The organism is Anabaena sp. PCC 7108, assembly GCF_000332135.1.
GTDB lineage: Bacteria > Cyanobacteriota > Cyanobacteriia > Cyanobacteriales > Nostocaceae > Anabaena.
In genome coordinates this window covers 4,235,250-4,259,431 of sequence record NZ_KB235896.1, presented here as the reverse complement: position 1 = coordinate 4,259,431, position 24,182 = coordinate 4,235,250, and the positions used below count along the sequence as shown (strand labels likewise).

The window sequence follows — 24,182 nt, the reverse complement described above, 5'->3', positions numbered from 1 at the left end:
ACACGCAGATAAACGCGGATAAAGACAGATAAATCAATGGATTTCAGAAATATGTGCAACCTCACATAAAATTGGTATTAAGTATTGGATAAATAACCCAACAAGATGGAATTTGACGACTTGAATAAATCGCCAAACTTAAAAAATCTTCATACTATAACTAGGTCAGCTTGTGCATCTTCCTCTGGTTCATAACCAGCTGCTAGTTTTTCCATTGCCCTATCAATTAAATCCAAACCTTGCTGCACAGTTTCTACTAAACTTAATTGTCCGCGTAACTCTGCCGCACCCATAAAGCCTTTAGCATACCAAGTCATATGTTTACGGGCTTGACGTACACCTCTATCGCCCTTATATTCCCATAAAGCATATAAATGTTCTCTAGCACATTCCAATCTTTGAATTGCATTTGGTGCTGGTAATAATTCCCCGGTTTTTAGGAAATGATCGACTTCACCTACCAAAAACGGATATCCTAAAGTTCCACGAGAACACATAACCCCATCTGCACCTGTTTCTTCTAAACATCTCACTGCTGCTTCTACAGAAAAAATATCTCCATTCCCAATGACTGGAATTGAAAGCACTTCCTTCACCCGTGCAATCCATTCCCAACGAGCATTACCATTGTAACCTTGAGCGCGGGTACGTCCATGCACCGTAATCATTTTTGCGCCAGCATCTTCCATTCTTTTCGCAAAATCCAGAATGGTAATTTCTTGATCATTCCAACCAATTCTGGTTTTGACGGTAACGGGAACATCAACAGCTTTGACAACTTCCCGCACAATCGCTTCGGCTATTTCTGGTTGTCGTAATAAGGAAGAACCACCACCATTTTTGGTGATTTTATTAACTGGACAACCCATATTAATATCAACAGTATCTGCACCTTCAGCAACTGCTTTTATTGCTGCTTCGGCGAGGAAATCTGGACGACAATCAAACAACTGAATGCTAATGGGGCGTTCGTTGGGATCTACCTCCATGATTATGGGTAACTCCTTGACGTAATGCAACCCCGTTGCATTCACCATTTCGGTATACATCATCGATTCTGGGGCATAACGACGTACTAAACGACGAAATACCAAATCTGTCACTCCCGATAACGGCGATTGCAACACACGGCTTTTAACTTCAAATGAGCCAATTTTTAGAGGTTGGGAGAGTCTAGCTTGGAGAGTCGGAGACAGTGAAAGCATAGCAATAAATTCAAAGATAAAATTTATGTTAATCGAAGGTAGTAGGAAGATTTGTTAACCTATCGAGGAAGTCCCCACTTCAGGGATTTTTATTGGTTCCAAAAATATACAATTAATTTTGCTCAGGTATTTATCTGCGTGATCATCCATATTCTACAACACCAGAAAATGGCGTTGCTGAATAAGGGGATGATTGAGGCTGACACGGGGACACTCCAGACGCGGTGATTATATATTGATGCGGATTCTCAAATCATCCCGCAATTATGCAACGCCCAGAAAATAAATAAACCTGAAGCTATCGCATTCCACATCAAGCTATGATCGGATAAAGTGCCTAATCTGTGCCTAAATTCTCAGCATCTACTATGACGACTCCGACACCAGAACCCCATCAACCAAACACATCACTTACCGATACAAATCTGGTAGAAGACCGCAGTAAGCTGAGTAAGATGTATCAGCACTATGTTGAAACGAAAGATAAATATCCTCATGCGTTGCTGCTGTACAGAGTTGGTGATTTTTTTGAAACTTTTTTCCAAGACGCTGTTACTGTCTCCAGAGAATTAGAATTAGTTTTAACCAGTAAACACGGTGGTGAAGTCGGTCGAGTGGCTATGACTGGTGTGCCTCATCATGCTTGGGAACGCTACACAACCTTGTTGGTGGAAAAAGGTTATGCTGTGGTGATTTGCGACCAAGTGGAAGATTCATCAGAAGCAGTAGGTTTGGTAAAACGAGAAGTAACCCGCATTCTCACACCAGGGACTTTACTGGAAGAGGGAATGCTGAAAGCCAGTCGAAATAATTACATAGCGGCTGTGGTAATTGCTGTTAATCATTGGGGTTTAGCCTATGCAGATATCTCAACTGGAGAATTTCTCACATCTCAAGGTAGTGATTTAGAACACTTGACGCAAGAATTAATGCGTTTACAACCTTCCGAAGTGCTGTTTCCCACTAACGCCCCAGATTTAGGTAGTTTACTGCGTCCAGGGGAAACTTCGCCCTCTCTTCCCCAATGTTTACCACCTACATTTTGTTATAGTTTGCGATCGCAAGTTCCCTTTTCCCAAGCTGAAGCTAGAAGTAAATTATTACAGAAATTCAAAGTGCGATCGCTCGAAGGTTTAGGTTGCGAACATCTCCCCCTCGCCGTTCGCGCCGCTGGTGGTCTTTTGGAATACATCGAAGATACTCAAAAAGCCAATCCAGTTTCCCTGCAATTGTTACGCACCTATACCCTGACTGATTATTTAATAGTCGATCATCAAACCCGCCGTAACCTAGAAATTACCCAAACCGTCCGCGATGGCACATTTCACGGTTCTCTATTATGGGCTTTAGATAGAACTCGCACCGCAATGGGCAGCAGGGCTTTAAGAAGATGGTTGTTACAACCGCTACTTGATCTGAAAGGAATTAAATCCCGCCAAGATACTATTCAAGAATTAGTAGAAAATACCTCTTTGCGTCAAGATTTGCGGAATTTATTAAGGCAAATTTACGATTTAGAACGTTTAACAGTCAGAGCCGCTTCTGGTAGAGCTAATGCACGGGATTTAGTAGCTTTAGCTGATTCCTTCTCCCGTTTACCTGAATTATCTCGCTTAGTTGCAGATGCTCATTCCCCTTTCTTAAAAGCTTTGCAAAAAGTCCCGCCCATCTTAGAAGAACTAGCCGAAAAGTTACACGCTCACATCGTAGAATCACCACCTATACATCTCAAAGAAGGTGGTTTAATTCGGGCAGGAATTAATGCGCTTTTGGATGAAAGAAAAGCTACTGTCGAAAGTGATCAACAATGGATTGCAAATTTAGAAGTTGATGAAAGAACGAGAACAGGAATCCCGAATTTAAAGGTAGGATTTAATAAGAGTTTTGGTTATTATATCAGTATTTCCCGCAGTAAATCTGACCAAGTTCCCGATAATTACATTCGCAAACAAACCCTGACAAATGAGGAACGTTACATTACTCCTGATTTGAAAGAACGAGAAGCACGAATTCTCACAGCGCGAGATGATTTAAATCAGTTGGAATATGAGATTTTTGACGCATTACGGGATGAAGTGGGTAATCATGCCGAAATAATCCGCAATATTTCCCGCGCTGTCGCTGCCGCAGATGTATTATGTGGTTTGGCTGATTTGGCTGTACATCAAGGTTACTGTCGCCCAGAAATGCTGACAGGACGGGAAATTGCGGTGATTGATGGTCGTCACCCGGTGGTGGAACAGTCTTTACCTGCTGGGTTTTTTGTTCCTAATTCGACGGAGTTAGGAGGGAGGGAAACGAACCACAGAGACACAGAGGACACAGAGAAAGAGAAGCCTGATTTGGTGATTTTGACGGGGCCAAATGCAAGTGGGAAGAGTTGTTATTTAAGACAGGTGGGGTTGATTCAATTAATGGCGCAAGTTGGTAGTTTTGTACCGGCTAGGTCTGCTAAGTTGGCTGTGTGCGATCGCATTTTTACTCGTGTTGGGGCTGTGGATGATTTAGCAACTGGTCAATCTACTTTTATGGTAGAAATGAATGAAACTGCAAATATTCTTAATCATGCAACTGCTCAATCTTTGGTTCTATTAGATGAAATTGGGCGTGGGACAGCAACATTTGACGGTTTATCAATTGCTTGGGCTGTGGCTGAATATTTAGCTGTTGATATTAAATCTCGGACTATTTTTGCTACCCATTATCATGAGTTAAATGAATTAGCTACTATTGTTTCTAATGTGGCAAATTATCAAGTAACTGTTAAAGAGTTACCTGACCAAATTATCTTTTTACATCAAGTTCAACCCGGTGGTGCTGATAAATCCTATGGAATAGAAGCAGGAAGATTAGCAGGTTTACCGGCGGTGGTAATCAAGCGTGCAAAACAGGTAATGGGACAAATTGAAAAGCATAGTAAAATTGCGATGGGTTTGCGTGAAGGACTTTAATTATTGTAATTACCTCACGTAGGGGCGTATTGCAATACGCCCCTACAATTGTAATACTAGAATTTTAAAAACCTCATGCAAAAGAATTATGACATATGATTCTTAAAAACATCATCGCCGTTCTATTCGCCTTAAAGGATATGATTATTCCCAAGAAGGCGCATACTTTATCACGATATGTACTCATAATCGTGAGTGTCTGTTTGGAAATATAATAAATTCTCAAATGCAGTTAAATGAATATGGTGATGCAGTTATTAAAGAATGGTTAAAAACTCCTGAATTACGTCCAAATATTGAATTGGATAAATTCATTGTGATGCCTAATCACTTACACGCAATCATGATTATTTCTTGGCATATGCGATCGCATTCTATCACTACATTGAATACCTTTTTGCGATCGCCTTCCCAAACTGTTGGTGCAATTATACGGGGGTTTAAAAGTACCGTCACTAAACAACTTAACCAAATTCGTAATTTGCCGGCGACACCAATATGGCAGCGCAATTACTATGAATCTATTATTCGCAATGAAAATGATCTAAATTGTATTCGAGAATACATTATAAATAATCCAGGACAATGGGATTTGGATGATGAAAATCCTGCCAAACACAAACATATCACGTAGGGGCGTATTGCAATACGCCCCTACAAATTATGAAACTTTTTCAGCAAATCCTAATTAAACATCATTCATCTGCACTTTTTCTAAACACTCTTTCAATTGTTCCGCCAGCACCCTAACATAAGGTTCATCAAGAAGAGAAAGATGAGAACCAGGAATATGATAAATATCTAATCCTCCTTTAACTATATCACCCCAACCAAATTGAGAATCGTATTTTACACCGATATCATCACTGCGATTTTGATCATCAGTTCTAAATAAACTGACTCTACCTGAATACGCTGGAAAACTATATTTCTGCAAAGCTTGGGTATTAGCACCTACGATTTCTAAATGCATATTAGTTGCTTTTGCAGTTGAAGACATCTTCACAACTTGAGGTGCAAGATTTAGATAATTCTCGTATCCCTTTTTGATATAGTATTTAGTGTGTCGGCTCCAACCTAAAATCTTTTTCAAAAAGTAACGGAGACCTCCTTGGATAATATTTTTTAAATGTAAGGGAATTCGCTTTACAAATGATAAACGATGGAAAGACCCTGGACGACAAGTATCAAACATAGCTAAAAAACCCACTTTTTCACCTTGCTTGTGGAGTTGTTGCGCCATTTCATAAGCAACAATACCACCAAAAGAATACCCTCCTAGAAAATAAACTCCTTCTGGTTGAATAGTCCGTATTTCTTGAATATAGTGGACTGCTATGTCTTCTACTGTCGTCAAAGGAGGCTGTTTTCCATCTAGTCCTTGAGGTTGTAGTCCATAAACAGGTTGTTCAAGTCCTAAATGTATTGCTAAATTTCGATAACACAACAATTCTCCACCAAGAGGGGGAATGACAAACAACGGTGGTTTTGAACCTTGGGGTTGAATTGCTACCAAAGATGATTGATGTGATGTTGCTGATAAGCTATTTACTAAAACTGCTTCTTGACGGATAATTTGAGCGATCGCACCAACTGTACCTATGGGAAACAAAGATGCTAAAGGCAGTTTTTTGCCAAATTTCTGTTCTATAGCCGCAAATAACCGCACAGCTAATAGGGAATTTCCTCCCAATTCAAAAAAGTTGTCTTCTGTACCAATAGGTTGAACTTTTAAAAATTCTTCCCAAATCTGCGTTAGTTGATATTCTACATCATCACAGGGAGGCGTAAAGTTGGCAGTTATCTCTGGTTTTCCTAAGTCAGGTGCTGGTAAAGATCGGCGATCTGTTTTACCATTGGGTGTTAATGGTAATGCATCCAAAAACACGAAGGTGCTAGGCATCATGTAGTCAGGTAATTTGTCTTTTAAACGTTGTCTTAGTTCCTTTATATTCGGTGCAGACTTTTGTTTAGAAACAACATAAGCTACTAATCTTTTATCTCCAGGAATGTCTTCACGGGCTATAACTACAGCTTCTTTGAGAGTGCCAATATTTAGCAGTTCCATCTCAATTTCTGTCACTTCAATTCTGAAGCCTCTAATTTTTACCTGAAAGTCTCTTCTTCCCATATGAACCAAACAACCATCAGCCTCAATACGCCCTAAATCACCAGTGCGATATATCCTTTCTTGTTCATTTTGAAGATCAGATAAAAATACAGCTTTTGTCAGTTCTGGTTTTTGCCAATAACCTAAAGCTAAATATTTACTTTTAACAGCGATTTCGCCAATACTATCACTTTCTATTTCCTGTCCTGTTTCATCTAACAGCACAACTTTCATACCCTCAACTGGGTAGCCAATGGGAACATTACTACCCACTATTTTCGTATTTTTATCAACAATAAAATTTCTGAAAGTTCCAGTTTCAGTTGCGCCTAAACTCGCATACAAAACACAGTTATCAGCAAAATACTTTTTGTAGTTTTCTACATCTCTAATTAAGGTAGCTTCACCACCTAATTTCACTAACCGAATTTTGGAAAAATCTTCTTTATCTGTGAGAGTTTCTACAAAATGTCGAAACAGAGTAGTAAATGAATGATAAATAGTAATTTCTGATTCTATTAGCCAGTTAACTAAATTCGTTAATCCCTCTTTTTTGACATCATAAGAATAGAGTCCCGCACCATTTAGCAAAGTGTAGAAAATACATAATAATCCTCCTAATGCACTGCATGAATACAGAAAAACTACTCTATCTTTTGGACTGATAAGTAAAGTATTAGTATCAGTCATGCAGTAATGTAGCGAATTAATATGACTATGCACTACTCCTTTAGGTTTACCAGTCGAGCCACTAGTGTAAATTATATAAGCTGGTGTTTCAGGTGATATATCAATGTTGAGGTTTTTAGTAGAGATGTTATTAATATTTTCATCAATGTTTAAGATTTGACAATTATTAGTAGTTAATTCATAGGCTAAAGCTAAATTTTGATTATTGGTGATAATCATAACAGCTTGAGAATCTTCGAGAATATAAGCTAGTCTATCAATGGGAAATGTAGGATCTAAAGGTACGATGATTTTTCCTGCTTTCAATCCTGCAAAGATGCTAGTAATAAAATCTGCACCTTTTTCTAGTAACAATGCAATCACTTCTAACTTTTCTCTTTTTTGTAAAAGAATATTATTGGCTAATCGGTTCGCATTTTGATTTAGCTGTTTATAAGTGAGAGTTTTATTACTAGTTTTGACAGCAATAGCATGAGGATATTTGTTAACTTGTTGTTCAAAACGAGTTTGTATAGATTGCTGAATATCTCCTGAATCAAAGCTAATAAAGCCTTTGGGAGGAAAAACTAATTTTTGACAAACAAGTTTTTGTTTGAATAAATTGTGGGAAAACGTACGGTAAATATTGCTCATAGATAATCTAAAAAAAGTAACTACAGGTTATACAGTTATAGATATTGGGCTTTTTTGTCTTCCAAAAACATGGTTAGACTTATTAAGTCAGTAGGCAAAAATAAATCAGATTATGTCAAGTCACAAATGTTAAAATTTACTCTTAGTCAGGGCTACAGCCCTACTTTTATATCAAAATTCCTCTCTACAAACTTTTAATTATTTACCTTGCACTACTTACTTAAAACAGATAGTACAGGCACTTACTCGTAATTGCCAATAGTTACTATTATCTTTCATCAAATCTTTATCTATACTTTAAATATAAGAATTGTATATCTATTAACAAAATAGATGTCAGAAAATAGCTTTGGTATTTTTCATACCTTGGCAATAGCGATCGCAAAACAAAATGTTTGATTTTAAACTATATATTTCTATATATTTATTGCTACATTTAGCCCTAAATTTTAATTAGTCGCAGTTCTGAGGTGAGGAAACCTCTACAGCCTAACTGCCGACAGTGACTTTCATTGATTTGTTAGACTTAACACACCAGGATTTTTTCAGTCACATCTGTAGATAACGCCAGCAGACGAGGCAATTCATGCTTACAAATACCTTACTTCTCTCGAATCAACTCCCCACTCTCCAGTATTCATCCACCTCAGAACGATTTGATGAAACCTGGGAAGCCCCACTGGCAACCCTTTTGGGACTTGGACGCGCCGCTGGTGCTGATTTTATCGAATTCTATTTAGAACGTCGTAACTACATCAGTTGTCTAGCAGAAGACGACATCATCACCAGCATTTCTCCCAGTTTAGCCACAGGTGCAGGAGTTAGAGTATTTCGAGGCAAAGCTGACTGCTACGTCAGCACCAATAACCTGACATTTTCCGGGTTAAAAGCAGCCTTAGAAAAAGGTCTTTCTATCTTAGGATTACAACTACCTACAGCTAATGCTTTCATTCCCGAAATTAACCTCGAATTACTGAGAGACTACGCCACCAAACGTGGCAAAGATGGCTGGCTACCTCTATGTAGTTCTATCCGCGAAATGGGAGAAGTTCTCCTTGATGGTACTGCCCAACTCAATAAAAAAGCTACCCACGTCCAATCACGCCGCGCTTCCTATTTCCGTGACTGGCAAGAAGTTTTAGTTGCTGCCAGTGATGGTACATTTGCCCGTGATATCCGCCTCACCCAATCAGTAGGATTTAATATTCTCTGTGCTGACGGTGCTAACCGCGCCTCCATTGCTGAACGTGCAGGTAACACCAGCGATGCTAATTTCCTGAGAACTTGGGATTATCAACAAGCATCTGAACAAATCGCCGAATCAGCCGGTAAAATGCTTTACGCAGATTACGTAGAATCAGGAACTTACCCCATTATCATGGCCAATCACTTTGGCGGCGTAATTTTCCACGAAGCTTGCGGACACCTGTTAGAAACTACCCAAATTGAACGCAATACCACACCCTTTGCTGATAAAAAAGGTGAAAAAATCGCCCATGAAAGTTTAACAGCTTGGGATGAAGGACGCGCTGATAATGCCTTCGGCACAATTGATATGGATGACGAAGGAATGCCGGCACAAAGAACATTATTAATTGAAAAAGGTGTTCTCAAAAATTTCTTAGCTGATAGAACTGGTTCAGTACGTACCGGACATCCGAGAACAGGCAGTGGCCGCCGTCAAAATTACACTTTTGCTGCCGCTAGTCGGATGCGAAATACTTATATTGATACTGGCGAATACACCAACGAAGATTTATTTGCCTCTGTTGATAAAGGTATTTACTGTAAAAAAATGGGTGGCGGTAGTGTCGGTGCTACAGGTCAATTTAACTTTAGTGTTGATGAAGCTTATTTAATAGAAAATGGCAAAATTACTAAACCGTTAAAAGGCGCTACTTTAATTGGTGAAGCTAAGGAAATTATGAATAAAATTTCTATGTGTTCCCAAGATTTAGAACTTGCACCCGGTTTTTGTGGTTCTGTTAGTGGCAGCATTTACACCACAGTTGGTCAACCTCATATCAAGGTTGATTCCATAACAGTTGGTGGACGTTAAGGAATGTTAGATTTTAGATTGTGAATGAGCAAAAATTTACGTAGGTTGGGTTAAGCGACAGCGCAACCCAACAAAAGAGTTTGTTTTGTTGAATTATTTGTGTTGGGTTTCCTTGTGTCAAACGCCACTCGTCTCAAGCCGGGAAACCCGTCCACAACGGTGGCTCCCCAACCTACTATGTTCTTAGATTTTGATTGTGAATTGAAATATGACAAAGATTCAAGAAATTGCAACTTACGCTCAAGAAAATGCCGCTAAACTTGGCATTAAGAAGTTTGATATTTACGGTTCAACTGTAGATGATACAAGTGTGCAAGTTGACCAAGGTGAACCCAAACAAGTTAAGGCTTCTAATCGTTCTGGAGTAACTGTTAGAGTTTGGAATGAAGAGAATACAATGGGTGTGACTAGCACCACAGATGTAGATCCTCTGGGTTTAGAATTGGCTTTGAAAACTGCTTATGAAGCTAGTTTTTTTGGAGTAAAAGAAAACATTCCTGATTTTAGTCCAGAAGCAACTGTTCCTATTCCTAATACACATCACGAAAAAGTAGCCCAAGCCCCAGTTTCTGAACTAATAGATAAATTATTAGTAGCAGAGAAAGAACTTATGTCTACTCATCCTGCTATTACAAGTGTGCCTTATAATGGTTTGGCACAAAGGGATATTGACAGGTTTTATGTCAATAGTGATGGTGCTGTGAGAACAGAATCTCATTCTTTAGCTTCGATTTATCTTTACACCAAAACTGAGGAAGAAAATAAGAAACCACGTAGTGCAGGTGCTTATCGAGTTAAGGAAAGTTTAGCGGATTTAGATATTGCTGGTTGTATTAAAGAAACGGCTGAGAAAACTATCAGTCATTTGAATTATGAAAAAATCAAAACTGGTAAATATCGAGTTGTTTTCTCACCGGAAGCTTTCTTAAGTTTATTGGGTGCTTTTTCTAATTTATTCAACGCTCAAAGTATTCTTGACAATCAAAGTTTATCTAAAGCGGAAGATATCGGTAAACAAATTGCTTCACCTTTACTTTCGGTTTATGATGATGCTTTACATCCAGCTAATGTTGGTGCAGAAAGTTTTGATGGTGAAGGTACACCTACCCGTCAGGTAAAGTTGATAGAAAATGGTGTTTTAACCAGCTTTCTCCACAGTGCCGGAACTGCTAAAAGGTTTAATACTAAACCTACAGGTAATGCTAGTATTGGCGCAAAGGTGAGTGTAAGTCCCAATTTTTATCACGTTTTTGCAGCCGGAACACCTGATCAAGAATTGAGTTTAGAAACTGCGGAAAATGTGATTTTGATTGATGATTTACAAGCTCTCCATGCAGGTGTTAAATCTTTACAAGGTTCGTTTTCTTTGCCGTTTGATGGTTGGCTAATTAACAAAGGTGAAAAAACCAGTATTGAATCGGCAACCGTAGCTGGTGATTTCTTGGAAGTTTTGCAGTCAATTGTTTATGTGGAGAAAGAGGTGGAGTTAACACCAGGTGGAGTTTCTCCCAGAATTTGGGTGAATGAACTTTCTATTACTGGTGAGTAAGATATTTTCACCAGATAGCAAGGAAGTGAGCCGCATTTATTAGTGCTAAACTAATTTTTAGTAGGGTGGGTTAGTGACAACTTAACCCACCATTTTACGGTATGTCGGGGAACACCAAAAAATAAATTACTGAAAAACTATATTATGTTTTTAGTAGTTAATTTTTCCATCAGGCATTACTGCATCATGCAAGTTTACATTAGTCATATTTGTAGTACTCATTTCTGCTCTGATCAGATTTGCCTTGCTTAAATTAGCCCCACTCAAGTTTGTTCTAGCAAGATAAGCATCAACCAAGTCTACTTCCGTTAGATTAGCCTGAGACAGGTTAGCCCGACTTAAATCTGCTCTACTCAACCTGGCAAAACTCAGGTTTGCATGACTTAATTTGGCTCTGTTCAGTTTTGTATCTGGCATAATTGCACCATACAAGTTAACACCTGTCAGTTCAGCATCATTGAGATGTGACCGCTCTAGCCTAGAATTCATCATGTTAGCACCTTTCAAATTAGCACCTACCAGGTTAGTGTCGCTCAAAGTTGCATTGTATAAAATCGCTCCACTCAGGTCAGCACCACTCAAATCAGCATAACGCAGCATTGCTTCACTCAAGTTAGCACCACTCAGATCAACTTTAGCTAAGTCTGCACCAGTTAAGTTAGCTCCCCGCAGATCAGCTTTGTGCAGTTTAGCACCTCGGAGAATAGCAGAATAGATTCTCTTTTCTTCTCGCAGGTTAGCACCACGCAAACACGCACCTGTTAAGTTAGCACCACTTAAATCGGCACCACGCAAATCGGCATCCATTAAGTTAGCATCCAGCATATCCGCTAAGGTTAAATTGGCATTACGCAAATCAGCACCCTGCAAAGTAGCCCCATGCAAATCAGCATCATGGAAATTGGCACTTATTAAACTCGCTTGATTGAGGTTTGCACCACTTAACTTGGCTGAAGTTAGATTTGCTTTGTTCAGTATTGCCCGACTTAAATAACTAAAAATTAGAATAGTGTTACGCAAATCCGCCTTATTTAAGGCTATGCCAATCAAGTCGGCATCAAACAGATTTACTCCATTTAAGTTTGCCTCAATAAATTTTGTTTCTCCATTTGCATATCGCTGCAAAAGTTCATTAGCATCCATATTTGTACCCTGTTAATTAATGAAGTCTTTTCGATTTTCCCTAGAATAAAAAATTATCGAAAGTCGCCATCACTGTTTTTATTGAACATATCTTTCGTAGGAGGTGCCATAAATTGACAGGTATTATCATCATCTATTTCATTCTCATAGATATGATTAATAGCAGTTGATGTGATTTCACTATTAACATTAGATATAGGTCTAGTTTCTTGAGATGAATAGCTGTTGATTGGTTGATATTGGTTTGTTTTGGGTGAAATATTGCCATACAAACCTCGCATACATTGGATGATTGCACTTACTGCTTGAGCATTTTCATCTGGATCACTCCCAGATATGACGATATTATTTAGTCTAGATTCAATCTCTTGAATGCTTGAACAAGAATCAAACAATTTCTGCAATAAACTATCAAGTTCTTCGGCTCTGAGTTTGAACCAGTCTTCTTCCTTGAAAGTAAAATTCTTGTAAAGGGCAGAAAATAGAACTATCTTCGCCCTGAGGGGGTTAGTATATTTCATAATATTTTGCCGTAAATCAAATTGATCATATTGAGATTTGATTTCAATTGTTGGCGATTGATATACTAAGTTTGATGATATTTGTTCAGAATTATCAAAAATATGTTGCTCCTGATTGAGTGGACTTGATGGTGTTCCTGTTGATTGATTTTGCTTGATATATAACTTCTGGACTTCATTAAAAACTATACTGGCAACTAAAGCGTATTCAGCTTGTTTGTTCAGGCTTTTGACAACTTTAGATAAAGATAATTTTAACTTATATAAAGTTGGGTTTAATGTGCATAATTCTTGAATTAAATTTCTTACTGTACAGCTATTTAGCGTATTTGGATCGTTCTCCCACTTCTTTTTACATACACAGTATATTAATTTTTTAATCCGTGTTGAGTTTTCATGCTGTTCTAGGTATTTCGCTACTTGATCAAGGTTAGATAGAGTTTTCATCGGTAGATCTCCGGCACAGGTATCCGATAGGAATAAATTATAACTGGAGTAGCGCTCTAGTGGATAGTAAAAGTTTTCTATCAGTTTAGAACAAGGCTGGAAGACAGGGGGACACGGGTAAAAGAAACTAATAGCAACAAAAGTGTATAGTAATAACCGTCCCCAGGAACCGCCATCCTCTAATGTAGTATATTTAATTTAAATTAAAAGCGCTATATCAACTCAGATATCAAAGACTGATAATTAGGACTAATGCGAAAAGTTTTTTTGATAAGTAATTAAGGAAGCATGATATTACAGAAGTAAAATCTACGTTAAATTAAACGACAGCGCTACTCAACCATGGCTTTAATAATATTCTAAATTACCTAGGATAATGCTTGGTTAAAAATTCTCTAGCTTCGGCTTTATCTTTAATCATGCCATCTAAAGTTGCCGTCAATAAATCATCAAGCATTTGCTTATATTTTGGACTAGGTTTATAACCTAATTGTTTTAAATCATTCCCAGTTAATAAAGGTGGCACATTTACCCATGTTGTTAAATATTGCCAAATCTTTCTTCTGATTTTTCGGGAACTTTGTAAAGCAATTAAAATTAAAGTTGGTAAATCATGCTTTCTAAGTAAATATACAGTTTGACTGGGATAATCGCAAGTAGGTAATAATGTGATTATCTCAGCTTGAATGTGGGATAAATTCTTTAATCTGGCAATACTATCATCAGCTAATTGCAGATTTTTGGCTACTTTTGCTCGATATTCTGGTTTTAAATAGCTGATTAATGCTTCTAGGCGAATATGCCAATTTGTCAAGGTTTTTTGCTTATCAAATCTCCCTAAACAACGTTCTAATAAATTCAATTGTCGGTAGAGTTCTGAATCTAATTTTAGGGTAGGATGGATACACTGTAAAGCGCCTAAATTATCAAGTAGTTTTAAGGCTGATTGCCAATAAGTTGCTGTTAATATATATTTTAATTCTGTTTTTAGGCGAGTTTGTAAAGCTGGTGTTTTGGTATTTTCTTGGGAAGTGCGATCATAAACTCCGCTATTTATGGCATAATGAATATATGCTTCTGTTTGCTTTTCAATTTGAAAATTAAACCGGACAGCAAAGCGGACACCGCGATAAATTCGAGTAGGATCTTCAATAAAACTATTAGCGTGTAAAATCCGAATTTGCTTGGCTTGTAAATCTAAGAAACCACCAAAAAAATCCAGTAATTCTCCAGCACGAGGAGAAGTTAACCTTAATGCCATGGCATTAATGGTAAAATCCCGTCGATATAAATCTTGACGTATTGAACTCGCTTCTACTTCAGGATTTGCGGCTGGGTAAGGATAAAATTCAGTTCTAGAAGTGGCAATATCTACCCATAATGAATCTAATTCTGGGTCTTTGTGCCATAATAAAGCAGCAGTTTGAAAAGCACCATGAATTTCTAAACGGGCATTTTTATAAATTTCCTGGAGTGCTTTTGCTAATTCTACACCTGCACCCACTGATGCTGTTTTATGAAAACCATCAACGACTAAATCAATATCATTAATCATTAAAGTGCCAGTTTCAGCTTCTGCTAACAGCAAATCCCGCACTGCACCACCAACTAAATAAAGGTGCCAACCGCGTTTTTCTGCTTCTTGAGATGCGGTGGTGAGTAATTGCCAAAGTTGCGGATTTAATTTATTTTGCAATTGTGGCAAATTAATATTAATTTCCCCATCTTTGTGTATTTCTCCATCAAATATATCGGCTTGATGTAATTCCCTTAAAACATCGGTGCGGGTGACAATACCAACTAGATGATCATTTTCTAATACTGGTAAACGTCCGATGTCATAAGTCACCATCAAGGACTCAATTTGTGGCAAGGTGGTATCTGGGGTGATGGTTTTTAAATTATTGGTCATGTATCCTTTCACTGGTGCATGACTAAAACCATGATGTAAAGCAATATCTAAGTCGCGCCGAGAAATTATACCAACTAATTGCCCGTGGGGATTAACAACAGATAAACCTGAATGGCCGTAACGTAGTAAAATACGTTGCGCTTCGGCTATTGTGGTTTCAGGTCGAATGGTGCGGACTGGGGAAGACATTAAATCCCTAGCTGTGGGAGGGTGGGGAATTTGGGCTTTTAACCCATCTAGGAGTTGCTGCAAGATCGGCTGTGAGTCTTGTGTACGAAGATTCAAGGAAGCAGCTTGAGAATGTCCACCACCGTCAAATACTTGAAAGAGAAGATTCAGATTTGTACCGGAAATGTGCGATCGCCCAATTACCGTTAATCGCCATTCATCATCACTTAAAGCATATTCATTTGCCAACAGGATGGCATCAATTTCTGTTAATTCGACCAGTTCTGTAGCCAAACTTGATAACCCTGGCACAAAACCATCTGTTTTTAATGTCACCCAACCTATCGTATATCCCCTGAGACAGATATACTCTAAAGTTTCCAAAGCCTGACTTAATAATTGTTGTAATTGTGGCGATAAACCAGGGTCACGGTAGGTAGAAATTACGGTTAAACTTGCTCCTTGCTGCATTAACCAGGCTAACGCTAAAGCATCTCTGGGTGTCGATTGGCTATAAGTTAACGAACCTGTATCGACATGAATACCCAAAGCCATGACAGTTGCTTGGGCAGAAGTTAAAGAAATGTGACGTTTTTGTAATTCTTCCGCCATTAAGGTTGTCGTAGCGCCCACGTGATCAAGATATAATTGTGTAGCGGGAATATCACTATCTTGTCCGAGGTGATGATCATAAACTACGATTTCTTGGATATTGGCTAAATCAAACCATTCAGCAGCTTTACCCAAGCGATCGCGCTGTTGAGTATCTACAACCGTTAAAGAGCGAATCTTTTCTGGATTAACCGAACGTCTTTCAATTAGCGCATACTCATCCCGATGTAACGCTAAAAAGTCACGTACAGGCGGATGCGCTCCCCCAGTTAGGACAATCTTACTCCCTGGCAGCAGACAAGTTAAGCCAACAGCCGCCCCCAAAGCGTCAAAATCAGCAGTTGTGTGACAAAGAATTAAATCCATAGGGAATAGGTGACAGGTGATTGGTGATTGGTGATTGGTGATTGGTGATTGGTGATTGGTGATTGGTGACAGGTGACAGGTAACAGGTGACAGGTGACAGGTGACAGTAATAGAGAGCAGAGGGAGAGGTTGCAGGGAACAGGGAGAAGAAGCAGGTGGAGATAATGACTAATGACAATTGATCATCTGTTACAAACCGGACGTAAAATATTAATGGTTCAGAAGATCAAGTGAGTTCACCGGGGTCACTGAACAACCCAGTCTGTCCATCATACAGCGACAGTCTTGGGACAAGTTACGATATCGCTGTGTTGGGAAAAGTAAAAATGACCTTAGTATTCCAATTTGCTTTAGTATCTCTAGTTCTAATGTCTTTTGTCTTGGTGATTGGCGTTCCTGTCGCTTATGCAACCCCTCAAAATTGGGTTGAATCGAAAAAGCTACTGTGGGTTGGTTCTGGAGTTTGGACGATCTTAGTGGTTTTAGTCGGGATATTAAACTTTTTTGTGGTGTAGATGACGGTTACAAACAGTCACAAGCGCATAACATAAAAATTTAGAGGAGCAGAAAAGCTCAGGTAATAAGGTCAAAGCTGAAAAAGAGATTTTCTTTTGTCTGATGACTTTTTCCTAAACTTGCTTTCCTGCTCCTCTATATTGAAGGCAGAAAAGAGTATTGGCTAAGAATTTATAGTTAATTTAAGAGGCAGTCATGGCAGTTTTTGAGGGAAATTTTACTCAAACAGAGCCTTTGCGGTTTGCAATGGTGATTGGTCGATTCAATGACTTAGTTACTCTCAAACTTGTAGAAGGATGTCAAGATTGTCTGAAACGTCATGGTATAAATCCCGATCCTCAAGGCAATCAAGTAGACTATGTTTGGGTTCCAGGCAGCTTTGAAGTTCCTACCGTGGCTCGGCAGTTGGCGCTCTCCCATCGTTATGATGCCATAATTTGTCTGGGTGCGGTGATTAAAGGACAAACGCCCCATTTTGATTATGTCTCATCTGAAGTAGCTAAGGGTATTGCTGCTGCCAGCTTTCAAACAGGCGTACCCGTGATTTTTGGCATTTTGACAACGGACACGATGCAACAAGCATTAGAGCGAGCCGGAATTAAAAGTAATCACGGCTGGGATTATGCCATGAATGCTATAGAAATGGCCAGCCTGATGCGTAATTTACGCTCTAACCTAGCAGAACCTTATGCTCGGAATGCTCAAACCCTTCCAGCTGCAATCCAAAATCCCGTGGAGTCAGAGGTGGTTTAGCGGGCAGGGGGCAGGGGGCAGGGGGCAGGGGGCAGAAGAAATATCAATATTTGCTCATCTTGTCTACCAATTACCAATCACCAATCACCAATCACCAATCACCAATCACCAATTACCAATCACCGATCACCAATCACCAATCACCAATTACCAATCACCAATCACCAAAAAACATAAATTTAGGGGTTGACAAACCGGGATAAATCTGAGATAGTTATATTAATGTGAAAGTTGCGGGTATAGCTCAGTGGTAGAGCGCAACCTTGCCAAGGTTGATGTCGCGCGTTCGAATCGCGTTACCCGCTTTTCAATTAATATTTAGAAAACTCAGATTATTAAACCGCTGATGGCATCTGTTTATGTGAGAACAAGGTCAAAGGGAGCGGAGTTTTTTAGTGCTAAGTATTTTGTCAATTTGAAAATGGCAAGTACAATGCAGCCAGAAATATACTAGAAATAGTAGTCCAGGAAGTAATTCTTGGGGTCTTCAGCTAGAACAGTTAAGAAAAACACGCTCAAGTTATTTATATCGCTTGTGCCATCTCAAAAACCTGAAAAAATAGATCTTAATACGGAATATATTTGTCCCTGCCGTCGCCGTGGACAGTTAATCCCGATTACGCTAACAGATGCATTTGGATGCGATCGCTGTCAGCAAATTTTCGTTGTAGAAGATAATGGTCATGTGCTAGAAAAACTTTCTCCCACCTATCCGTATAAGCAAGCTTGGCGCTGGACAGGAAATAGTTGGCGCATTGTCCAACCCCGATGGAGAGAAAATTATTGGCCAATAGCGCTGGGCATTATTTTCGTGCTAGTGATTATATGGCTATTATTAGCACGGCTGGCAAATGTTCCAAGCATCGTTGTTTGGGTAATAACATTGCTGTTGGCTATCCCGCCAGTAATTATGGTCTGGCTTACCTACAGACGTTAACTCAATGACCGTTGAAGTTTTTGATGATTTTCCTGAACCTATCAAGAGTGCTAGACGCGCTTATCAAACTTCCCTGAAGTTAGGTATCACTAAGGGAATAGATCGGAGTCGTGCTGTGTTGGCAATGGCACAAGCACTAAAACATTCATTCGACGACATTCTTGAAGCCAATACATTGGATTTAGAAGCAAGTCGAGAAATGGCAGTATCAGAGTTGATTTTAGATTGGTTGAAGCTAACTCCCTCAAGGTTAGAGAATACAGTGGAGATTCTCCAACGCTTAGGGGAATTATCAGATCCCTTGCGACGGGTGAGAACTGCCGATTATCAACAGGAAGACTCCCAAAGTTATACTCAGTTGATGCCTTTGGGAGTAATTGGATTTATTTATGAGGCTTTTCCTGATTTGGGTGCGATCGCAGCTGGTTTTTGTATTAAAACTGGTAATAGTGTGATTCTCAAAGGTAGTACAGAAGCTAGTCATTCTAACGCGGCGATTGTAGAAGTACTGCAAAATGCTATTACTGAAGTTGGTTTACCACCAGGCTGTATAGAATTAGTTACATCTGAACATGGTGCTTCTGTTCGAGATTTAGTGACTCAAGACCAGTATCTCAGTTTAGTTATTCCCTATGGACGTTCTAGCTTAATCCAACAGGTAATAAAACAAGCAACTTGTCCGGTTTTAAAGTCAGCGATGGGTAATTGTTACCTATACTGGTCGCTCAATAGTAGCTTGGAAATGGTGCGCTGGATGATTCTCGATAGTCATGAGAGTGAACCAGATCCAGTCAACGCCATTGAAAAGGTTCTTATTCATCGTCAAGCTTTACCATCTTCCTTGTCTGTGTTGTGGAATAGTTTAAAGGATAAAGGCTTTGAACTCAAAGCAGATGAGGAATTAGTAGAAGCTTTTCCCCAGTTGCAGTTAGCGAAAGAGGGAGAATGGGGAACGCCATATTTAACGAAAACAGTAGCTTTTAAATTGGTGGATAGCTTAGAAAGTGCGATCGCTTGGATTAATCAATATAGTAGCAGTCATGCTGATTGCATCGTCACAGAATCTTACCAAGAAAGTCGGCAATTTGCTTTAGGAGTCAACAGCGCCTCCACCTACATCAATGCTTCCCCTCGGTTTTCCCGCAACTCTTCACGGGGAGATGCAGTATTTTTGGGAATGTCGAATCAAAAAGGACATCGCCGGGGATTTATTAGTTTGGAGACTTTGACGACTGTGAAGCATATTGTCCAGGGGAATGGACGGTTTTAGGAGTTACAGCAGCGGTTAGCAGTAAAAAGCACCTCAATTTGTGGCAGAATTGCCAAGCCGCTGCTTTTCCTCATGTGCCACTGGTAGTAAATTTTGTTGAAGGTGGCAAAGCTCCCCCCCTTTTCTGCCACAGAATGGCCAAATTTGGGTTTTAAAATTGTCTTTTTTCCCCTGACTACACTCATGGCTGTAACTGAAGTCATGAGTGTTTGTTTGCGTCACTTAAAATAACAGGGAATTACTGATAATTTACCGGGTTTGATGAACTTTCAGGATTTTCAAGAACTCATGGATTTTTCGCAATATTTAGCTGCACAACAGCTTATCAATTATGCTCTATGTCAGTATATTGAGTATAAAGAGCGTAAACAAGTGATGTTGCAAGAGAAATAAGAAACGATCTCTCATACTGAAGCAGTGTCTGTAGTATAATTTTATGATGGATCTTTACAGCCTCACTTCCCTAATCGAAATTCATTATTTAAGATAATTCAAAAAATAAAAACTTATGTCTACTATTCCTACTATTGAATCAAGAAACCTCAGTCTTTCAACAATCTTTCAGGATTTCTATATTGTCCCAGATTTTCAACGTGAATATGTCTGGCAAAAAGATCAGGTTCAAAAATTACTTGAAGATTTATTTGAAGGATTAGGTCTAGACGAAGGAGATACAACTTTATCCGAGTATTTTTTAGGTTCGATTGTTGTATATCCAGATTCTACTGATGATAAACAAACTTTTCAATTAATAGATGGTCAACAAAGACTCACTACTATATATCTGATTTTTTGTGTCATTAGAGATTCTATTAAAAAACTGGGTGATAATTCAAAAGCGATAGAAGGTTATTTACAAGGTACTACTCAAAGTACAGACACAGGCGAAGATATTGACAAACCTCGATTAAGTCTTCAATATGATAGCTTTGGGCAAAAAGTGATTAATGATTATATATTAGATGGACAAGAACCTGAGAAGTTATTACTACAATCTTCAGCGTCTGCTGATAATATAGCGAAAGCATGGAAAGTGATTAAAAAATATTTTTCAGAAAATTTAGAAGAAGATATTAAATTATATAAAAAAGTTTCGACAGCTATCGCCAACCGAACTAAATTAATTAGAATTGAAACCCCTAATTTAACAAATGCTTTAAAGGTTTTTGAAACAATTAATGAAAGAGGTATAGGATTAACTCCTGTTGATTTATTGAAAAATTACCTATTCATTCATACGGCGAAAGAACAGGCAAGAGACCGCCATTGGCAAGCTTTAACGAAAAAGTGGGAAGAACTTTTAAAATTACTCTATGAAAATAAACAACAACCTTTACAATTTTTACGATATTATTTGATGTCTCATTACGAGGTTGACTTATCAAATAGTTTTCCAGAAGAAGAAATTTACGATTGGTTTCTTAAATATGGAGAACAACAAGGTATTCAAAGTAATCCCGTGAAATTTCTCGATGATCTTATTTTAGCTGCTGATCACTATTGTAAATTTAGTCAGGGAAAAAATATTGATGGATCAGATAATTTACATTTAAAAGCTATTGGTAAAATCCAAGGTAGAGTCAAAGCTCATTTACTATTATTGCTAGGAGGACATTTTTTAGAAAAAGCTATTTTTGAAAAACTATCATATTATATTGAAAACTTATTTTTTATTATTTCTATTACTAGAAAAACTAGGCGAAAAGACTTTAATATTACTAGAGAATTTGCTATTTGGTCAAGGGAATTAAGATGTGTGAAAACTATTGAAAATCTAGATGATTTTGTTGATAAATATTTTATCCCTCAAATCACAGAATTGAAAGACGAATTTCAACAATCTGTAAGCCAAACTTCTGGATCAAATTTAGCGAAGTATCGGTTACGTTATTTATTAGCTAAAATAACTCAATATGTTGAAAAAGAAGCCTTCGGTCACTCTGAATCTCTAGATTTTTACTTAGATAAATCAATCACTATTGAACATATTTTACCTCAAGCTAAACAAGATTCTTATTCTAGTAAACTCGGTAATTTGACTTTATTAGAAAAAACTATAAATAGTTCTATTTCTGATAAAAACTATCAAAATAAACTATTGGGATATCAACAATCAAAAATATTGATTACTCGTTCCTTGGCTGAAAAACCTCATGTTGGTAATAATACACAAATAAATCGTGCAATGGTTAGTCTTGGACTAATTCATTTTGGAATGTGGGATTATGAAGCTATTAATAAACGTCAAGAAATTTTAGTTAATATCGCTATGAAAGTTTGGGGACTAGACAGACTAGACATCTTTTAGATGTGAAAACTTGAAGTTGATATCAGGATGAAACATTTATCACCCATCAAATCTATTTCTTATATCTATATACCCGACTTCTTTATGAAATCAGGTATCACACCTCATGCTTAACTAACCTTTCCCACCTCCGCTAAATCTAAAATGCGATCGCTTCCAGCGGGCGTTTCGCCATAGCATTTTTAACCCAAAATCCAAAATAATATTACGCTTCCGGTTCAACCCCCAAAGCACGTAATTGTGCAGCCAAGCGATTTGCTCTTTCTTCACCAGTTAACAACAAATTACCTTGCAAATCCCACCAACGCAGCCAGGGTAATTCCATATTTTTATATTCTCCCTGCCATAACCCTATTTCAACACCCATAGGTGTCATTAGATAATGTCCCCGTTCATTTGCTGATAATAGCTGATATTGTCCACCGATTAATTCATAAACTTCTAGATTGGCTTTAGTGACTTCATAAATGCCATAAAAAGCAGGTTTAATTACTTGTTCATAAATCCAAAATTTACCCTGCCAAGGAGTTTTATCTCGTTCTTCTGCGCCATTTCCTGAAACAAATTCTAAGGCAATTAATGGCGAAATATATTCTTGCCATAGCACATAGGAACGGCGAAATTGACCATTTAATAAAAGTGGTACATTGGGAACATAAAACCAATCTGGAGCTTCTGCACCGCGTTCTGGAGGGTCAGTAATACGCCAGTAGATTCCTAAATCTTGACCAATACAATACTGACCATCTGGATGACGTTTTTGTAATACTGGTGTGATGGACTCTGTTAGCAAAATGCTTTGGGGGTGTTCTTGCCAATTTTTCACAAATTTACCGTCTGACTCTGGGAGTTGGGTATGGTCTGGGAGACTGGTTTCTGTATAGGGAGGATCTGTAGTAAATTTCATAACTTCCTCGGATTTTATGAGGTTTGTTTTAGTTTAGCAAAATTAGCAATATCAGAGACAACGACTGAATTTAAATATCCGTGATGTCAAAGTCCTTGTAGAGACGTTCCATGTAACGTCTCTACTAAATTCATACTTTAATTATGCAACGCCGCTTTTCCTTCTAACTAACCTTTCCCACTCCTGCTAAATCCAAAATTGGCGCAATCAAATCTTCCCGCTTCACCGCCATTATATGCACACCCTGACACAATCCCCGCGCAATCTGCACTTGTTCCGCTGCAATTTTCATCCCTTCTTGTAACGGCTGTTTCGCTTTTGCTAACCTATCAATAATGTGTTCAGGAATATTCACACCTGGAACCGCTTTATTAATAAACTGGGCATTTTTTGCCGATTTCAACAGAAAAATTCCAGCCAAAATTGGTTTATTGTAACTAGATGCAATTTTATCCATGAACTTTTCTAATCTTTCAAAATCAGTAATTAATTGACTTTGAAAAAATTGCGCCCCGGCTTCTATCTTCTTTTCAAAACGACTTTGCAAACCTGACCAACTTTTACTTTGAGGATCTACTGCTGCACCTGCAAATAAATCTAATGCACCATCATTGAGCAGTTTTTCATTAAAATCAACACCCTGATTCATCTTCCTAATTAACTGCAATAATCGCACAGCTTCTAAATCAAAAACAGCTTTTGCTTCAGGATGATCACCGGCTTTTATAGGGTCGCCAGTTAAAGCTAAAATGTTGCGGATACCCAAAGCATGAGCGCCCATCAAATCTGCTTGTATTCCAATTCTATTGCGATCGCGGCAAGCAACTTGGCAAATCGGCTCAATTCCATTTTGCAACAAAATCACCGAAGCTGCTAGAGAAGACATTCCCAACACAGCGCGGCTACCATCAGTAATATTGACAGCATGAACCCTTCCCTTAAGAGTCGCCGCCATTTCGATGGTATGGGTGGGATTTCCGCCCTTGGGAGGTGCAACTTCAGCGGTAATGAGAAATTCACCCGCAAGGGCTGCTTTACGGAAGTTATTTAAAGCACTGAAGCTATGGGTATCCGGCATAATGTGATCAGTTCGGTTTTCTTACAGGGTAAAACAAATTACACCTA

The 24,182-nt window shown here is 38.5% G+C and carries 17 protein-coding genes and 1 tRNA gene; 10 read left to right on the top strand and 8 right to left on the bottom strand.

Annotation, left to right across the window (positions count from 1 at the left end; translation table 11 throughout):
- Window positions 1–149: 149 nt before the first annotated feature.
- Window positions 150–1,205 (bottom strand): tRNA dihydrouridine synthase DusB, encoded by a 1,056-nt coding sequence (gene dusB, locus ANA7108_RS0119965; RefSeq protein WP_016952594.1) that lies wholly within the window; start codon window positions 1,203–1,205, stop codon window positions 150–152.
- 368 nt (window positions 1,206–1,573) lie between these two features.
- Between dusB and mutS the strand changes: the two genes are divergently transcribed.
- Window positions 1,574–4,156, top strand: coding sequence for a DNA mismatch repair protein MutS (gene mutS / locus ANA7108_RS0119960; protein WP_016952593.1), 2,583 nt, complete (start codon window positions 1,574–1,576; stop codon window positions 4,154–4,156).
- A 124-nt stretch (window positions 4,157–4,280) separates the two neighbouring features.
- Window positions 4,281–4,790, top strand: coding sequence for a transposase (locus ANA7108_RS27730; RefSeq protein ID WP_369750744.1), 510 nt, complete (start codon window positions 4,281–4,283; stop codon window positions 4,788–4,790).
- Window positions 4,791–4,844: 54 nt separating this feature from the next.
- On the opposite strand, the gene ANA7108_RS0119950 is transcribed toward ANA7108_RS27730, so the two are convergent.
- The gene (locus ANA7108_RS0119950; RefSeq protein ID WP_016952591.1) at window positions 4,845–7,589 is read right to left on the bottom strand and encodes an AMP-binding protein; all 2,745 of its coding nucleotides are present in this window, start codon (window positions 7,587–7,589) and stop codon (window positions 4,845–4,847) included.
- A 586-nt stretch (window positions 7,590–8,175) separates the two neighbouring features.
- On the opposite strand from ANA7108_RS0119950, the gene ANA7108_RS0119945 reads away from it, so the two are divergent.
- A complete protein-coding gene (locus ANA7108_RS0119945; RefSeq protein WP_016952590.1) occupies window positions 8,176–9,648 on the top strand; it encodes a TldD/PmbA family protein in 1,473 nt (490 codons plus the stop codon).
- Between the two features lie 208 nt (window positions 9,649–9,856).
- The gene (locus tag ANA7108_RS0119940) at window positions 9,857–11,197 is read left to right on the top strand and encodes a TldD/PmbA family protein (protein ID WP_016952589.1); all 1,341 of its coding nucleotides are present in this window, start codon (window positions 9,857–9,859) and stop codon (window positions 11,195–11,197) included.
- A gap of 150 nt (window positions 11,198–11,347) precedes the next feature.
- Here the strand turns inward: ANA7108_RS0119940 and ANA7108_RS0119935 are convergent, their stop codons facing one another.
- The 3 genes from ANA7108_RS0119935 to ANA7108_RS0119925 all read right to left on the bottom strand — a co-directional run bounded on the left by ANA7108_RS0119935 (window position 11,348) and on the right by ANA7108_RS0119925 (window position 16,366).
- Window positions 11,348–12,340 (bottom strand): pentapeptide repeat-containing protein, encoded by a 993-nt coding sequence (locus tag ANA7108_RS0119935; RefSeq protein ID WP_016952588.1) that lies wholly within the window; start codon window positions 12,338–12,340, stop codon window positions 11,348–11,350.
- Between the two features lie 53 nt (window positions 12,341–12,393).
- On the bottom strand, window positions 12,394–13,308 hold the full coding sequence (locus ANA7108_RS0119930) for a hypothetical protein (RefSeq protein WP_016952587.1): 915 nt from the start codon (window positions 13,306–13,308) through the stop codon (window positions 12,394–12,396).
- Between the two features lie 364 nt (window positions 13,309–13,672).
- Window positions 13,673–16,366: a CBS domain-containing protein gene (locus ANA7108_RS0119925; RefSeq protein ID WP_016952586.1), complete on the bottom strand. Its 2,694-nt coding sequence runs from the start codon at window positions 16,364–16,366 to the stop codon at window positions 13,673–13,675.
- A 326-nt stretch (window positions 16,367–16,692) separates the two neighbouring features.
- Between ANA7108_RS0119925 and psbZ the strand changes: the two genes are divergently transcribed.
- The 5 genes from psbZ to ANA7108_RS0119900 all read left to right on the top strand — a co-directional run bounded on the left by psbZ (window position 16,693) and on the right by ANA7108_RS0119900 (window position 19,842).
- Window positions 16,693–16,881 carry a photosystem II reaction center protein PsbZ gene (gene psbZ, locus ANA7108_RS0119920; RefSeq protein ID WP_016952585.1) on the top strand — a complete coding sequence of 63 codons (189 nt, stop codon included), beginning with the start codon at window positions 16,693–16,695 and terminating at the stop codon, window positions 16,879–16,881.
- A 196-nt stretch (window positions 16,882–17,077) separates the two neighbouring features.
- Entirely contained in the window at window positions 17,078–17,635 is a 558-nt protein-coding gene (ribH, locus tag ANA7108_RS0119915) for a 6,7-dimethyl-8-ribityllumazine synthase (RefSeq protein ID WP_016952584.1), read from the top strand.
- A 233-nt stretch (window positions 17,636–17,868) separates the two neighbouring features.
- Window positions 17,869–17,940, top strand: a tRNA-Gly gene (locus ANA7108_RS0119910).
- Window positions 17,941–18,170: 230 nt separating this feature from the next.
- Complete coding sequence (locus ANA7108_RS0119905) at window positions 18,171–18,572, top strand: hypothetical protein (protein ID WP_016952583.1); 402 nt, start codon at window positions 18,171–18,173, stop codon at window positions 18,570–18,572.
- Window positions 18,573–18,576: 4 nt separating this feature from the next.
- Window positions 18,577–19,842, top strand: a complete 1,266-nt coding sequence (locus ANA7108_RS0119900; protein WP_016952582.1) for a glutamate-5-semialdehyde dehydrogenase — start codon at window positions 18,577–18,579, stop codon at window positions 19,840–19,842.
- On the opposite strand, the gene ANA7108_RS31420 is transcribed toward ANA7108_RS0119900, so the two are convergent.
- Complete coding sequence (locus ANA7108_RS31420) at window positions 19,839–20,045, bottom strand: hypothetical protein (protein ID WP_016952581.1); 207 nt, start codon at window positions 20,043–20,045, stop codon at window positions 19,839–19,841. The two genes, ANA7108_RS0119900 and ANA7108_RS31420, sit on opposite strands and share 4 nt — an antisense overlap.
- 305 nt (window positions 20,046–20,350) lie before the next feature.
- Between ANA7108_RS31420 and ANA7108_RS0119885 the strand changes: the two genes are divergently transcribed.
- The gene (locus tag ANA7108_RS0119885; protein WP_016952579.1) at window positions 20,351–22,150 is read left to right on the top strand and encodes a DUF262 domain-containing protein; all 1,800 of its coding nucleotides are present in this window, start codon (window positions 20,351–20,353) and stop codon (window positions 22,148–22,150) included.
- Between the two features lie 205 nt (window positions 22,151–22,355).
- Here the strand turns inward: ANA7108_RS0119885 and ANA7108_RS0119880 are convergent, their stop codons facing one another.
- Together ANA7108_RS0119880 and ANA7108_RS0119875 are read right to left on the bottom strand one after the other, a co-directional pair.
- Window positions 22,356–23,057: a Uma2 family endonuclease gene (locus ANA7108_RS0119880; protein ID WP_016952578.1), complete on the bottom strand. Its 702-nt coding sequence runs from the start codon at window positions 23,055–23,057 to the stop codon at window positions 22,356–22,358.
- A gap of 163 nt (window positions 23,058–23,220) precedes the next feature.
- Window positions 23,221–24,135, bottom strand: a complete 915-nt coding sequence (locus tag ANA7108_RS0119875) for a methylenetetrahydrofolate reductase (protein ID WP_016952577.1) — start codon at window positions 24,133–24,135, stop codon at window positions 23,221–23,223.
- Window positions 24,136–24,182: the final 47 nt, after the last annotated feature.